The sequence below is a fragment of the Xanthomonas sp. JL1 genome (assembly GCF_038405005.1).
This window is the reverse complement of sequence record NZ_JBBYGR010000013.1, coordinates 1-14,330: the sequence shown is the minus strand read 5'-3', so window position 1 is coordinate 14,330 and position 14,330 is coordinate 1. Positions and strand designations below refer to the sequence as shown.

The following is a 14,330-nucleotide window of genomic DNA, read 5'->3' as shown; positions in this document are numbered from 1 at the left end:
CGGCTCGCGCAACAACATAACCTGTTGTCGCTCAACGCACTTCTGCAACAAGCTCAATTGAGCTTGGCGCCCCCCTGCAACCGTTCGCTCAATTTGGTCTTGAATTGCTCGAACTCCATGCCGTCGGCACGGGCTTCGGCGTGGGCGGCGTCCTTGAGGGCGTCCGAGTAAGTCAGCCGCACCGGCGTGCCCTGGCGCTCGTGCAACTCGGCGGCGCGCATGATCAGCGCAAGCACCTGGGCGGCGCTGGTGCTTTCGCCGGCAATGCGGCCATCCATGCCCAGCACCCATTCGCCGTCGCGGCGGACGATGCCAGCCAATAGCGTACGTTGCTGGTCGCGGAGTTCGGCATGCGGTTCGATCGGAGAGACCGGCGCGGGATTGGCAGCGGCTTGGTTGCGCTGGCGCTCGGCGGCGCGCTTGCGGGCATCACGGCGCAACTTGGAATCGGTGGACATGCAGGCTCCTGTGAGGTCAGAGGTGGTCGGCCGGCTCCAAAGGCACTGCCTTGGTGGCCTGGCGGTGCCGTAACCGGCGGCCGCTGCGGCGTTCCCAACGCAAGAATAGCCAGCCAAGCAAGAAAAAACCGGTCATGCCGATCGCCAGGTCCCGTGGGTGTTCACTCAGCAGCGGCGACAGCACCCCGGCCACCACCGTATTGGTCATCAACTGGGTGAAGGCCTGCAGCAAGGAGGCCAGGCCGCGCTGCTGCGGGTACATGTCCGCCAGCGCCAGGATCGGGAAGATCAGCGCCATGCCGAGGCCCGTCAGGAAGATCGCCAGCACTGCCCACGGCAAGGCGATCTGCGCTACAGCAAAGGTGTAGGCCAGATCGACCAGCGCCGCCACCCCGCAGCAGATGGAGCCGATGCGGATCTGCCGCATCGGCTCCATGCACCCGGACAAGAACGCACCCAGGGTCATGCCGCCGATGGCAGGAATGCATCGCCAGGCGAAGTCGCCTTCGCCCAGCTTCAGATGCTGCATGAATGGTTGCGACCAGCAGCACCAGGCCGAACACCACCAGAAAACGGAAGATCAACGGCCAGCCGGCGCCACTGAGCAGGATCCAGCCGCCGATGATCGGCGCGATGGCTGGTGCAATGCCGAAAATCATCGACACATGGCGCATCAGCCGCTGCGCATCCGGTCCATTGAACAGGTCGCGGATCATCGCCCGCCCGACGATCATACCCACGCCAGCCGACAGGCCCTGCAGCGCGCGGAACGCCAGCAACCTGGGCAAGTCTTGCGACAGCGCACACCCGATCGAGCCAGCGATGAACAACGCCAGCCCGCCCAGGATCATCCGCTCGGCCCCACACATCGGAGAGCGGCCCATGCGCGATGCTCATCAGGCCGTAGGCCAGCAGATAGACGCTGATTGTCTGCTGGATCGCCACCTGGTCCACCGCCGGGCTGCGGCTGAGCTGCGAGAACGCCGGGAAGATGGGGTCGATCGAAAACGGGCCGAACATCGCCAGCCAGGCAAACAGCAGCGCCATGCGATGGGTGGAGGGAAGCAGCAGACGTCATGCGCAACGGCACCCGGAGGGCTGCCAACGCGCAGGCACCGACAGCGGCGCAGGCCAACGACCGCTGCGGCGCGCGCGGGCAGCGGAGGTGGACACTTCACGCCAATGGCCACCGGGTGCGCCCGCGATGTGGATCGGGTGCGCGGCATGCAGAACGCCAGCCGCTGTCGCGCCCGCTGCGTTTCAGTGCATCATCGTCCCGACCAGCCGAGCCCGCGCGCGTGCAGGCAGCGACGAGGCCCGCAGTGCCAAGCGCCACACCGATCAGTCGGCAGCGGCGGCGGAGTGCTCCTGCAGGCGCTGCCATGCGGCGATGGGCTGATCGCTCGTCACCCGTCCCCGTTCCAGGGTGATGACCCGCGCGGCCATGCTGACCGTTTCGCGCCGATGCGCCACGATGATCCGGGTCACCTGCATCGCCTGGATGGCGTGATTGACGCGGTGCTCATTGATGACGTCCAGATGGCTGGTCGCCTCGTCCAGCACCAGGATGCGCGGCGCCCTGTACAGGGCGCGCGCCAGCAAGACGCGTTGCCGCTGCCCGCCAGACAAGCCGGTGCCGGCCTCGCTCAACAACGACGCGTAGCCAAGCGGCATCTGCTCCACCTCCTGGTGTACGCCAGCGATGCGCGCGCAGCGTTCGATCTGCCCCTGGTCCGGCTCCGGGTCGAAAAAACTGATGTTCTCGCTCACAGAACCGGTGAACAGCAGATCGTCCTGCATCACCGTGCCGACGATGCCCCGATAGTGCGCCAGCGCTGCGCGGGTCAGCGGACGCCCGCCGATCTTCACTTGCCCGGTACTGGGTTGCAGCAGCCCGAGGATCACTTTCACCAGGGTGGTCTTGCCGCATCCTGACGGGCCGGTAATAGCCACGCATTCGCCGCTGCCAATCCGTATGTTGACCTCTTCGAGCACCGCAGGGGCATCGTCAGCGTAGCGAAAACCGATGCCACACACTTCGATGGTGGTGTCGCTCCAGTCTGGCGCATCAACCCGCTGATCGGCATCTTCGCGCGGCTGATGGACGATGTCGGCCACCCGCTCCAGATGGACGCGCAGCAGGCGGAACTCCACCAGCCGGTCAATCAGCGCGGACAAGCGCATGGCGAATTGCTCGCGATAGGCCATGAACGCCAGCAGCATGCCCAGCGATAGCTCCGCGCGCAGGATCGCGAACGCGGCAAGCCAGATCACCAGCACGCGCTCGCCCCCAAACAGCAAGAGCTTGATCGCCGACTGCCAGACCTCACCCTGCGCCAGGCGCAGTTGCGCATTGGTCTGTTCGGCCAGCAGATGGGTCCAATCCATGCGCCGCACCTGCTGGCGACCGAACAGCCGCACGCCCTGGATGCAGCGCACGCTTTCCAGCAAGTGGGTGTGCTGGCGCGCGTCCCACAGCAGCTGCTCGGCTGTCGCCTCGCGCATCCGGCTCAGCCACAGCAGACGCGTCGCCGCATACAGCGCCACCGCCACCAGCGTGATCGCGCTGAGGCCAGCGCTGTACACCAGCATCAGGCCCAGGGTGCCGACCACCAGCACACCATCGACCAACGTCTGGGTGAATCCGGTCGTCAAGGTGCGCTGTACCTGCGTGATCGAGGCGAAACGCGACTGGATGCCGCCGAGGTGACGCTTCTCGAAATACGCCAACGGCAGCGCGAGCAGGTGCGCGAAGACCTGCCCCATCCATTGAAAGCCCAACTGCGCCGAAACGCTGGCGATCAACCATCCACGCAGCAGACCGATGCAGGACTGCAGCACCACCACCAGCAGGAACCAGGCACCGAGGACATGGATCAGCCCGATGTCGGCCGACGGCACCGCCTGATCGACGATCCACTGCAGTTGGAACGGCATGCCCAGGCTGAGCACCTCCAGCGCGAATGCCAACGCCAGCACCTGCCAGACCGCCCGTCCAAGCCCGTGGACGCGACCGATCAACGAGGACAATGCCACTGGCGGTGCCGCAGCTTGCGCACGGAAATCGGCGGTCGGGCTGAGTTCCAGCGCGATCCCGGAAAAATGCCGAGCGAATTCACCCGGCGTGAGCACACGTGGCCCGCTGGCCGGATCGTGGATCTGCAGACGGCGGGCACCCGCCCGCTTGAGCACCACGAAATGATTCAGATCCCAATGCACGATGCAGGGCAGTTGCAGATCCGGCACCCCGTCCATCTCCAGCCTTAGCGCGCGCGCCTGCAAACCGAGCGCCTGCGCGATCGCGACCAGATTGGCCAGGTTGGTTCCCTGGCGCGACAGCAGGAAACGACGACGCAGTTCGGCCAGACCAATCTGGCAACCGTGGTAGTGGGCGATCATGGCCATGGCCGCCAATCCGCATTCGCCGACCTGCCCCTGCAAGATCATCGGCAGCGCGCGTTCGCCGGACGCTCTGCGCAGCTGCGCCAACCAGCGGCTCATCGCAGCGTGCCGTGCAGGCTGGACAGCGGCTCGAAGGCCCACTGCGAGAAGCGCCGCCATTCCAATGCCAGCGTGCCCTGCACGCGCATGCCCGGTCGCAGCACCGCAGCATGTCCTGCACGCAGGGCGGCATCCCCGGCCAGGCGCACCCGCATGCGGTACAACGGTTCGCTCGCCAACGGCGCGTCGGCACGCGGCGGTTCGGGCACGGCGGCGATCTCGACCACACGCCCGGCAAATTGGCCATAGTGCTGGTAGGGCAAGGCATCGAAGCGCAGTTGCACCGGGATGCCGGGGCCGATCAGCCCTGCCGCCCGGGAGGGTGCGTACAACACCACTTCGGTCGCCGTCGAGGTCGGCAGCAGATCGGCCAGCCGCTGCCCCTGCCCGACCGCCTGCCCACGCTGCAGCGGTCGCAACGCCACACGCCCTGCACGCGGAGCGCGCACTTCCCAACGCGAGGCGGCTGCCTGCTCGATCGCCGTACGCCGGTCCGCCTGCAGGCTGGCACCGGCCAGCGCCAATTGTTGGCGCAAGCTCACCGGCAGTTGCTGCAACTCGGCCTGGGCCTGCGCCAGGGCATCGGCCAAGGTCAAGCGCTCGCGCTGCAGTTCCAATGCATGCGCGCGTTGGTCGAGCACGTCGGCCTGCTTCTCATCGACGAATTGCTGACTGACCAGGCCACGCGTCAAGGCGGTGCGGTAACGCTGCTCGATGGATTGGGTCAGCTGCTGCCGATGGCGCAGCACGCCAAGCTCGGCGTCGACCTGCTCCAGGCGGTTGCGCAGGCCGGCCAGCGCCCGCGCGGCCGCTTGCTGCTGCAAGCGGCCCTGGGCGCGCAGTTGGACCATCGCTTCGGCAGTCAGGCGCTGCTGCTCGGCGAGCACGGCAGCGGCCTGCTGGCTTGGCCGCCCGCGATCATCCCGATGCTCGGCCGCCAACACGAACAGCACCTGACCAGCGGCAACCCTCTGGCCCTGCACGACGCCGACGTTTGCCACCACGCCCGATTGCGGGGTGGTGATGGCGATCATTCCGTCAGCCGGGACGACAGCGCCATACAAGGTCTGGCGACGCGCGAACCCCAGGCAGAAAAATCCCACCAGCAGCAGGATCACCGTTGCCATCAGCACGCCCACGCACCAACCCAGCGCGCCACGCTGGCGAAGCACCACTGGCCCCAGCCGACTGCGCTGCTGCGCATCCATCACCTCGCGCCGAAACAAGCGCGTCATCGGCCGGCGGCCGCCGACGCCCCGGCGTGCTGTCCACCGGTGCTGTACTGCGCGCGCCTGCTCATACCAGCAGCGCTCCATGCGAAGGCGCGCTTTCCCAGAAGGCCAGCTCCTGCAGCTGATCGAACAGCGCCGGCGGCAACACGCTGCGACGTGGTACGTAATGCACCCCGCGACGCACGCGATGCAGGCCTGGCATCTGCAGCGCGGCATCGAAACGTTCTGCCTCGGCCTGGACACCGGCATAGTCGTGCGCGAACGCCGGCAATTGCAGGAAGGCGTAGACCTGCTCCATCGCCTGCGCCGGCCGCTGCGCCAAGGTGTCGTAGCGCAGCAGCAACAGGCGATCAGCATGGTCGCCGTAGAACGCCTGGCGCAGCCCGTCCAGCGCATAGCCCACCACGCCCCGCGGCGCGGTCAGCAGATCCGCGTGCATCGACACTGAATCCTCCGGGTCGTAGCCGAACAGCGCCGACAAACGGAACGGCTGGCTCTGCGCCAGGCGCTCGAAGCTATCGACGATCCAACCAACATCGCGTACGCAACAAATCATGCGGCTGCGCGGAAACAGCCTCGCCAGTCCCGTCAGGCGACTGCACCAGGCACGGTTGGTGTCGAACACCGTGCCCAGCTCCTGGCGATTCTGGTAGTAGGCGTCGAATACCGCACGCAGCAGCCGCACGCGCTGTGCGTCGTCGATCTGCACGTTGGAGGGATGTTCCTCGCTCATGCCCATCAGCATCGCCGCGTAGAGTCGCGCAACCGGCGAGGTGACATCGGCGTGCAGCTGCGGATTCTGCCGCAGCAACGCGGCCAGCAGGGACGAGCCCGCACGCGGCAGCCCGGAAATGAAATGGTAGTCCACGTCGCGCCTCCCCTGTCCGATGCTGGTCGGCGGCGGCATGCCGGCGGGACGCATCGCCAGCCAAGCGTGCATCGTGCGCCACAGCACACGCGGACACACTGCGCAAAAGCGCTGCGCTTTGCGAATGCCGGCGATCCGGCTGAGCGGTCGGCAGCGCTTGCAGTGACCGGCATCACATCGCCGTGCACCGGCACGGACCTGGCGGATGCGACGTTCGTTCCCGCGCACACACCGTCGTGCGCCGGCCTGGGGTCGCAAAGGCAGCCGCGCAGGCTGGAGCCCATGGTCCTGCCACCGGCTCTGCGCTCCAGCGGCCACTGTCGTCTCATCGGCCACCCGCCACCGGGCAGATGGACCAGACGATCACGCCGCCGTCCCTTCAGGCGCTGTGACGGTGCGTAAGAAGGGCACAACCTGCGAGGACGTCAGAATGAACCACTCGAAAAAATCGCCCACCAAGGGTGCGGCATCGCTGCAGCGGCCCGCCGGGGCCAAGGGCCGACCGGAGCCGCTCGACCAGCGTCTGTGGAAGCATGTCGGCGGTGGGGACTATCCCCCGCCGGGCGCGAATCCCAAGCACGATCCGCCGCCGCGCAACCCCGGGCACCATTGATCCGCCTGCGCTAGCAGGAGCGAGCGAGCGGGCGTTGCCGTTGCCGGACCACCCGGTAACGGGGAGAACAGCGAGCGCTGAAACCCTGGAGGCCGGACCAGGCGACTGGTTCGGCCTCCAGCGGCTCATGACCCCGCGACGCGTTTCGCCAAGCGGCCGGGCGCTGGCTATACTAGCCGGGCAACACGGTGGGAGAAGCGGCATTGCCGCTGCCGAAGGCGCAACAGCCCGTAATCGCTCAGGCCCGATACCATCCGCAGGACAACTCTGGAGAGACCGGCCGATGCCGGCGCCGAAGGGGCACGAAACGCAGGCGGGCCACGCGCCTTGACGCGTTTTTAAACTCTCAGGCAAAAGGACAGAGGGGCGCGAGGAAGACCGTCGCTGCGGCAGGTCGTGGGGCGCACGCGCGCGTCATGCCAGTTGCGGTGCGGGTCGACCATTCGTCTGCCCCTGCCCCGGATGCCCGCCATGTCCCAGACCCCCTCTTCCCTGCGCGACCTCGAACACCACAGCGCGTTCGTCGAACGCCATATCGGCCCCAACGACGCGGAAATCGCGCAGATGCTGGAGGTGGTCGGCCACGCCTCGCTGGATGCGCTGACCGATGCCATCGTGCCGGGCAACATCAAGTCGCCCGCACCACTGGCGCTGCCCGAGGCGCTCACCGAAGAAGAAGCACTGGTCAAGATCCGCGCCATCGCCGACAAGAACACCGTGTACCGCAACTTCATCGGCCAGGGCTACTACGGCACCCACACGCCGAAGGTCATCCTGCGCAACATCCTGGAAAACCCCGCCTGGTACACCGCCTACACGCCGTACCAGGCGGAAATCTCGCAAGGCCGCATGGAGGCGCTGATCAACTTCCAGACCCTGTGCGCCGACCTCACCGGCATGCAGATCGCCAACGCCTCGCTGCTGGACGAAGCCACCGCCGCGGCCGAAGCGATGACGCTGGCCAAGCGTTCGGCCAAGTCCAGGTCCGACATCTTCTTCGTGCACGACGCGGTGCATCCGCAGACGCTGGAACTGCTGCGCACGCGCGCCGAGCCGCTGGACATCATGCTGCGCGTCGGCACCCCGGAAGAAGCGCTGCAGGCCGAGTGCTTCGGCGTGTTGCTGCAGTACCCAGACAGCTTCGGTCACATCGGCGATCACGCTGCACTGGCAGAAGCCGTGCACGCACAAGGCGGACTGGTCGCAGTGGCCACCGATCTGCTGGCGCTGACCTTGATCGCCGCCCCGGGCCAATGGGGTGCGGACATCGTGGTCGGCAACTCGCAGCGCTTCGGCGTGCCGTTCGGTTTCGGTGGCCCGCATGCCGCCTTCATGGCCTGCCGCGACGCCTACAAGCGCTCGATGCCCGGCCGTTTGATCGGCGTGTCGATCGATGCCGCCGGCAACCCGGCGTATCGCTTGACCCTGCAGACCCGCGAGCAACATATCCGCCGCGAAAAGGCCACGTCCAACATCTGCACTGCGCAGGTGCTGCTGGCGGTGATGGCGTCGATGTATGCGGTGTATCACGGCCCCGATGGGCTGACCCGCATCGCGCGTCGCACCCATCGCCTGGCCGCCATTCTGGCTGCCGCATTGCGTGGCGCTGGCGTTACCGTGGGCGAGCATTTCTTCGATACGCTGCACGTCAAGGCGATCGATGCCGATGCCATCCACGCCCGTGCGCGTGCGGCCGGTATCAATCTACGCGCCATCGACAGCGAAGCGGTCGGCATCAGCCTGGATGAAACCACTACGCGCGCCGACGTGGTTGCGCTGGCCCAGCTGTTCGGTGCCATGGCCGATGTGGACGCACTCGATGCGGCCACCGCCGATGCCCTGCCCCAAGGCCTGCTGCGCAGCAGTGCCTTCCTGACGCACCCGGTGTTCAACACCCACCACAGCGAACACGAACTGCTGCGTTACATGCGCTCGCTGGCCGACAAGGATCTGGCGATGGATCGCACCATGATCCCGCTGGGCAGCTGCACCATGAAGCTCAATGCCACCGCTGAAATGATTCCGGTGACCTGGCCCGAGTTCGGCGCCATCCATCCGCTCGCACCGGCAGAACAATCGGCCGGCTACGCGCAGCTGATCGACGAACTGGAAGCGATGCTGGTCGAGTGCACCGGCTACGACGCGGTGAGCCTGCAACCCAATTCCGGTGCGCAGGGCGAATATGCCGGCCTGCTGGCGATCCGCGCGTATCACCGTTCGCGCGGTGAAGCGCATCGCGATATCTGCCTGATTCCCGAATCCGCGCACGGCACCAACCCGGCCTCGGCGCAGATGTGCGGCATGACCGTGGTGGTGACCAAGTGCGACGCCAACGGCAACGTGGACGTGGATGACATCCGCGCCAAGGCGGAGAAATATTCCGACCGTCTCGCGGCGTTGATGATCACCTACCCCTCCACGCACGGCGTGTTCGAAGAAGACGTGGTGGCCATCTGCGAAGCGGTGCATGCCCATGGCGGCCAGGTCTACACCGACGGCGCCAACATGAACGCGCTGGTTGGCGTGGCCAAGCCCGGCAAGTGGGGCTCGGACGTATCGCACCTCAATCTGCACAAGACCTTCTGCATCCCGCACGGCGGCGGCGGCCCGGGCGTAGGCCCGTGTGCGGTGAAGTCGCATTTGGCGCCGTTCCTGCCGCGTGCCGGCCTCCATGCCGGCGAAGGTCAAACTGCCGCCATCCATGGCGGCGGATTCAACTCCGGAAGCGGGAGTGGACACTCCTCGCGCATCGGCGGCATGGTCAGCGCGGCCGCCTACGGCTCCGCCTCGATCCTGCCGATCAGCTGGATGTACGTGACCATGATGGGCAGCGCCGGTCTGCGCAAGGCCACGCAGGTGGCACTGCTCAACGCCAACTACATCGCCAAGCGTCTGGCACCGCATTACAAGACGCTCTACACCGGCCGCAACGGGCTGGTGGCGCATGAGTGCATTCTCGATGTGCGCCCTCTGGAAAAGACCAGCGGCATCGGCGCCGAAGACATCGCCAAGCGGCTCATCGACTTCGGCTTCCACGCACCGACGTTGAGCTTCCCGGTCGCCGGCACGCTGATGGTGGAACCGACCGAAAGCGAATCGCAGCACGAACTGGACCGCTTCATCGACGCGATGATCCAGATCCGCGAAGAGATCCGCGCCATCGAAGACGGCCGTCTGGACCGCGAGGACAACCCGCTCAAGCACGCACCGCATACCGCAACGCAGGTGTCGGCCAGCGAGTGGACCCACGCTTACCCGCGCGAACTGGCCGCCTTCCCGCTGCCCAGCCTCAAGCAGCAGAAGTACTGGCCGCCGGTGGCGCGCGTGGACAACGTGTATGGCGACAAGAACGTGATGTGCGCGTGCATCCCGGTGGATGCGTATAAGATCCCGGTGGATGCGTATAAGGAAGATGCCGAAGCCTGAGCGTCGGACGTACGCAGTAGAACTAAAGAAACCCCAGCCGGGGACGGCTGGGGTTTTTCGTGCCGCACGGTGCGCGATGTCAGGCTGGACGCACCCGCTGGCTGCGTCCGTCCAAAGGCGGCGTGATCGCATCGCCACCACCGCCAGCGTTGGCCTGCGCGGCAAACCATCTGCAGGCCAGGCGCCGCATGCAGTCGCTGGCGCACACGACGGCGCACCTGGGGGAAATGCCCAGCGGTTAGCACTGCCTGATCAGGCATATCGCTCGCAGCGCTGGGAGCCTGCCGGCGCGACACGCGGTTGTCGGTGGGCGACGCCCTGGGCTACTGTTGCGCGCACACCACTTTGTCGAAGCCGACGACAGCAGCACCTTCAACGACCTGGGCATCGTGCTGCAGGGGCACCGGCTGGCCTGCGGCTGCCATGCCCTGAGCACGCTGGGCGCCAGCTTCGATGTCACCCCCACCGCACCACACGCCGGAGGCGCGGCCGCGGCGGCCTCCGGCCTGCAGCAGGCCGGCAGCGCGATCGGCGCCGGCCTGCTCGCCAACGCGCTGCAACGCCATGACAGCGCCCCGCCGTTCTCCGGCCGCTTCGAACTGCTGGACCAAGCCAGCCGGCAACCGGTCGCCGGCCGGCGCGTGCGCCTGAGCACGCCCAGCGGCAAGCAGCTGGACTGCGTGACCGACGCACACGGCATGACCGACTGGCTGGCCAGCGACATCGACGAGCCACTGATGTTCCAGTTGCTGGATGCCGACGAGGACATCGCGCCATGAGCAACGAGCCCGCACTACCGCAGGACCAGGGCAGCCTGGCCGTCGATGGCCGCACCAACCAAGCCGGCGTCGGCCGCGCCAAGCCGCAGGACATGACCGTGCTGTGCCCGATCATCTGCAGCTGCCTGCACGACCCGCTGACCGGCGTGGCCGGGCAGAAGCTCTATCAACTGTGCGTCTCCAGCAAACTGCGCAGCCTGGACTGGAACCACCTGTCCCGCTACAAGCCCGAGGTCAACTACGACATGACCCAGCAGCCGCCCGCGCCGATCATGGACAGCGGCCTGGCCACCAAGGCGCACGACTGGCTCAAGGGCTGGATCGACAAGTATTGGGACGAGCCGGGCAAGGACCGTCCACCGTTCCGCCCGCGCGCCGGGCTGATCCGCCGCCCGGACGTGGTGACCGTCGTCGACCCCACCCGGCCACCGACCCAGGACAATCTGGAGGACGTGATCGAGATAAAGTTTCCGGGGGATGAGATGAGTGACGCTCAGCGAGAAGACTACAGGCGCATCGCGGGTAAGGATCCGATACTGCTTGAGTCATCGGAGTGCAAATGCAGCAAGCAAGAGCAGCCGCAAAAGCACGTTGCTCCGGTAGAGATCGAGCAATTGGCGCCAGTGGCAACTCTAGCTGCCTGGCTAGCCTTCCTGGCTTCCGGCGGCCGCAGCCCAATCCCCGCAAGGTAAGCAATTCATGAGCAATGACGAATGGACAAAACTTCTAGCCGAACACGAAGGCAAACTATCGCTGCCGGGCGGCCTGTTGATGCGTTCTGGCCCCAGGGATTACGTGGGCACGGTGCTGGCGATCACTGGCACGCTTTACTACAAGGGCGGCTATACCACCCCGGTGCGTGAGGCGATCTGCGCCTGCTTCGATCAGTACGTGGCGACCATCGGCGACGAGTTACGCTGGCTGATCAAGGACGAAACCAAGCCGGTGCAGTTCAAGCGCGCAAAGCCCTTGCGCGACTGGCTACTGAAACTCGACCCGGACGACTCGGCGATCTTTGGCTACACCGCTGGCGACAAGCCAGAGGACGCAAGCGCGTACCAGTTCTACGACGCCAACCTTCGTCAATGGCAGGAAATGCGTAGCTGGGGACTTAACGCCTTACGCTTCTCTGTGCCGCTGAAATTTGCCCTAGATCACCCGTCTGCATTCCAGCGACTCTTCGTGGATTTCGCGGGCAGGCTAAAGGCCGAACACGGACACGGAGGACATGGCTTCGTGCTTTCACTGTTGAATAATCATTTGGATGCACCTACCGAAGCATATATGTCCCAAAAGTTACGTGGCGCCGACGTTGGCCGACCCAGCGGCGTTGCCCGACAGATCCTAGACGGCATCAAAACCGTCTCCTGGCTCACCGCCATCAACCACGCCATGTTGCAGCAACTCGACGGCGGTACCGGCCTGGACGCGCTGCGCAACGAACTGCCCGGCAACTGGTTCGCCTACTACGACTATGGCGCCGGCACCGTCATCCAGGCCGGCCCCGTGCCGGAGATCGCCAGCGTCGACGACGACCCCATGCCCGCCACCTACTTGCTGGTCAATCACCTGCTCAAGCGCTTCCGCAGCACCACCCTCAAGGACTTCCACGGCGCCACCCTGGGCGGGGAACCCTTCCTGGGCGTGGTCGGCACCGCGCAATGGCTGCGACGCTTCGACATCCCCGACGAAGAGCTCATGACCTACCAGGCCAAGCTGCTGAACATGCCCAAGTTGAAGCCCGACACGGTGCTGCCCGAGCGGCTATGACGCACGGGCGCTCCCTGATCGATGCCGCCTGGGCCAACCTCCTCACCGAGCACGAAGGCAAGCTGGAGCTGCCGGGCGGCCTGTTGATGCGTTCTGGCCCAAGGGATTACGTGGGCACGGTGCTGGCGATCACTGGCACGCTTTACTACAAGGGCGGCTATACCACCCAGGTGCGTGAGGCGATCTGCGCCTGCTTCGATCAGTATGTGGCGACCATTGGCGACCAGTTACGCTGGTTGATCAAGGATGAGACAAAGCCGGTGCAATTCAATCGCTCCAAGCCCTTGCGCGATTGGTTGCTTAAACTGGACCCAGACGACTCACCGCTCTTCGCCTATACCGGCGGCAATAAGCCTGAGGACGCGAGCGCATTCGAGTTTTACACTGGAAACTTACGGCAGTGGCAAGAACAGCGCAGCTGGGGGCTCAATGCCCTGCGTTTTTCAGTGCCGCTGAAATTTATAGCGCAGCATCCTTCGACTTTCCAACATCTTTTCGTCGACTTTGCCCGTCGCCTCAGGGCCGAGCATGGGCATGGCGGCTACGGGTTTGTACTCTCACTTATGGGAGACGCGGATGCGCCGACCGAGGCGTACATGTCGCAGAAACTACACGGCGCAGACGTCGGCGACCCGACGAGTATTGCGCGCAAAGTCCTAGACGGCATCAAAACCGTCTCTTGGCTCACCGCCATCAATCATTCGATGTTGCAGCAACTCGACGGCGGTACCGGCCTGGACGCGCTGCGCAACGAGCTGCCCGGCGACTGGTTCGCCTACTACGACTATGGCGCCGGCACCGTCATCCAGGCCGGCCCCGTGCCGCAGATCGCCAGCGTCGACGACGACCCCATGCCCGCCACCTACGTGCTGGTCAATCACCTGCTCAAGCGCTTCCGCAGCACCACCCTCAAGGACTTCCACGGCGCCACCCTGGGCGGGGAGCCCTTCCTGGGCGTGGTCGGCACCGCGCAATGGCTGCGACGCTTCGACATCCCCGACGAAGACCTCGTGACCTACCAGGCCAAGCTGCTGAACATGCCCAAGTTGAAGCCCGACACGGTGCTGCCCGAGCCGCTATGACACACGGGCGCTCCCCGATCGATGCCGCCTGGGCCAACCTCCTGGCTGGGCACGCAGACAAGCTGGAGTTGCCGGGCGGCCTGTTGATGCGTTCTGGCCCTGAGAACCTGTTCACGATCTTATTCAACCCGTGCAAACTCCACGAATGCGCGAGAAGAACGATCCAAGTGACGTGAGCCGTGAGCGGTTCGAGCAAATTCGCCCGATTCTGGAGCAAGCCCGCAAGCGCGACGTCCCCCCATCCTGAGTAGCAGTCGGGTTTAGAGTCCGGGGTTGATGATCTCGCTATTGGCCAACTGCTGGGCATAGGCCGCCGGCGTCATTCCGCCGATTGTTTTTTGGGGCGGTGTTCGTTGTATTCGCGGCGCCAGCGTTCGATCTCGGTGCGCGCATGCAGCAGCGTTGGGAACCAGTGTTCGTTGAGGCATTCGTCGCGTAGCCGGCCGTTGAAGGATTCGACGTAGGCATTCTGGTTCGGCTTGCCAGGCTGGATCTGGCGTAGCTGCACACCATTGGCATGCGCCCAGGCGACCATGGCCTTGCCACAGAACTCCTTACCATTGTCGGTGCGGATCACCTTCGGCAGGCCACGACTGTGTGC

The 14,330-nt window shown here is 65.6% G+C and carries 10 protein-coding genes, 3 pseudogenes and 1 riboswitch; of the genes and pseudogenes, 7 read left to right on the top strand and 6 right to left on the bottom strand.

Going from position 1 to position 14,330, the window contains the following annotated elements:
• Positions 1 to 53: 53 nt before the first annotated feature.
• The 5 genes and pseudogenes from WJW29_RS03330 to raxST all read right to left on the bottom strand — a co-directional run bounded on the left by WJW29_RS03330 (position 54) and on the right by raxST (position 6,059).
• Positions 54 to 458, bottom strand: coding sequence for a hypothetical protein (locus tag WJW29_RS03330; RefSeq protein ID WP_011260005.1), 405 nt, complete (start codon positions 456 to 458; stop codon positions 54 to 56).
• Positions 459 to 474: 16 nt separating this feature from the next.
• Positions 475 to 1,505, bottom strand: a pseudogene (locus WJW29_RS03325) (MFS transporter).
• A gap of 294 nt (positions 1,506 to 1,799) precedes the next feature.
• Complete coding sequence (gene raxB, locus WJW29_RS03320) at positions 1,800 to 3,959, bottom strand: peptidase domain-containing ABC transporter RaxB (protein WP_041182251.1); 2,160 nt, start codon at positions 3,957 to 3,959, stop codon at positions 1,800 to 1,802.
• Entirely contained in the window at positions 3,956 to 5,194 is a 1,239-nt protein-coding gene (locus WJW29_RS03315; protein ID WP_011409246.1) for an HlyD family efflux transporter periplasmic adaptor subunit, read from the bottom strand. The genes raxB and WJW29_RS03315 overlap by 4 nt, the downstream gene beginning before the upstream one ends.
• 61 nt (positions 5,195 to 5,255) lie before the next feature.
• Positions 5,256 to 6,059 carry a RiPP modification sulfotransferase RaxST gene (raxST, locus tag WJW29_RS03310; protein ID WP_042465718.1) on the bottom strand — a complete coding sequence of 268 codons (804 nt, stop codon included), beginning with the start codon at positions 6,057 to 6,059 and terminating at the stop codon, positions 5,256 to 5,258.
• Positions 6,060 to 6,489: 430 nt separating this feature from the next.
• On the opposite strand from raxST, the gene raxX reads away from it, so the two are divergent.
• The 7 genes and pseudogenes from raxX to WJW29_RS03275 all read left to right on the top strand — a co-directional run.
• Positions 6,490 to 6,672, top strand: a complete 183-nt coding sequence (gene raxX / locus WJW29_RS03305) for a RaxX family RiPP (protein ID WP_027703308.1) — start codon at positions 6,490 to 6,492, stop codon at positions 6,670 to 6,672.
• 257 nt (positions 6,673 to 6,929) lie between these two features.
• Positions 6,930 to 7,044: riboswitch (glycine riboswitch) on the top strand.
• A 90-nt stretch (positions 7,045 to 7,134) separates the two neighbouring features.
• The gene (gene gcvP, locus WJW29_RS03300) at positions 7,135 to 10,098 is read left to right on the top strand and encodes an aminomethyl-transferring glycine dehydrogenase (RefSeq protein WP_178383675.1); all 2,964 of its coding nucleotides are present in this window, start codon (positions 7,135 to 7,137) and stop codon (positions 10,096 to 10,098) included.
• 329 nt (positions 10,099 to 10,427) lie between these two features.
• Positions 10,428 to 10,877, top strand: a complete 450-nt coding sequence (locus WJW29_RS03295; RefSeq protein ID WP_011260010.1) for a hypothetical protein — start codon at positions 10,428 to 10,430, stop codon at positions 10,875 to 10,877.
• On the top strand, positions 10,874 to 11,569 hold the full coding sequence (locus tag WJW29_RS03290) for a VRR-NUC domain-containing protein (protein WP_113079227.1): 696 nt from the start codon (positions 10,874 to 10,876) through the stop codon (positions 11,567 to 11,569). The genes WJW29_RS03295 and WJW29_RS03290 overlap by 4 nt, the downstream gene beginning before the upstream one ends.
• A gap of 7 nt (positions 11,570 to 11,576) precedes the next feature.
• Positions 11,577 to 12,647: a type VI immunity family protein gene (locus WJW29_RS03285; protein ID WP_011409251.1), complete on the top strand. Its 1,071-nt coding sequence runs from the start codon at positions 11,577 to 11,579 to the stop codon at positions 12,645 to 12,647.
• Entirely contained in the window at positions 12,644 to 13,729 is a 1,086-nt protein-coding gene (locus WJW29_RS03280) for a type VI immunity family protein (RefSeq protein ID WP_011409252.1), read from the top strand. Before WJW29_RS03285 ends, WJW29_RS03280 begins: the two co-directional genes overlap by 4 nt.
• Before the next feature lie 145 nt (positions 13,730 to 13,874).
• Positions 13,875 to 13,958, top strand: a pseudogene (locus WJW29_RS03275) (IS5/IS1182 family transposase); the annotation flags it as partial.
• Positions 13,959 to 13,989: 31 nt separating this feature from the next.
• Here the strand turns inward: WJW29_RS03275 and WJW29_RS03270 are convergent.
• Positions 13,990 to 14,330: pseudogene (locus WJW29_RS03270) on the bottom strand (integrase core domain-containing protein); the annotation flags it as partial.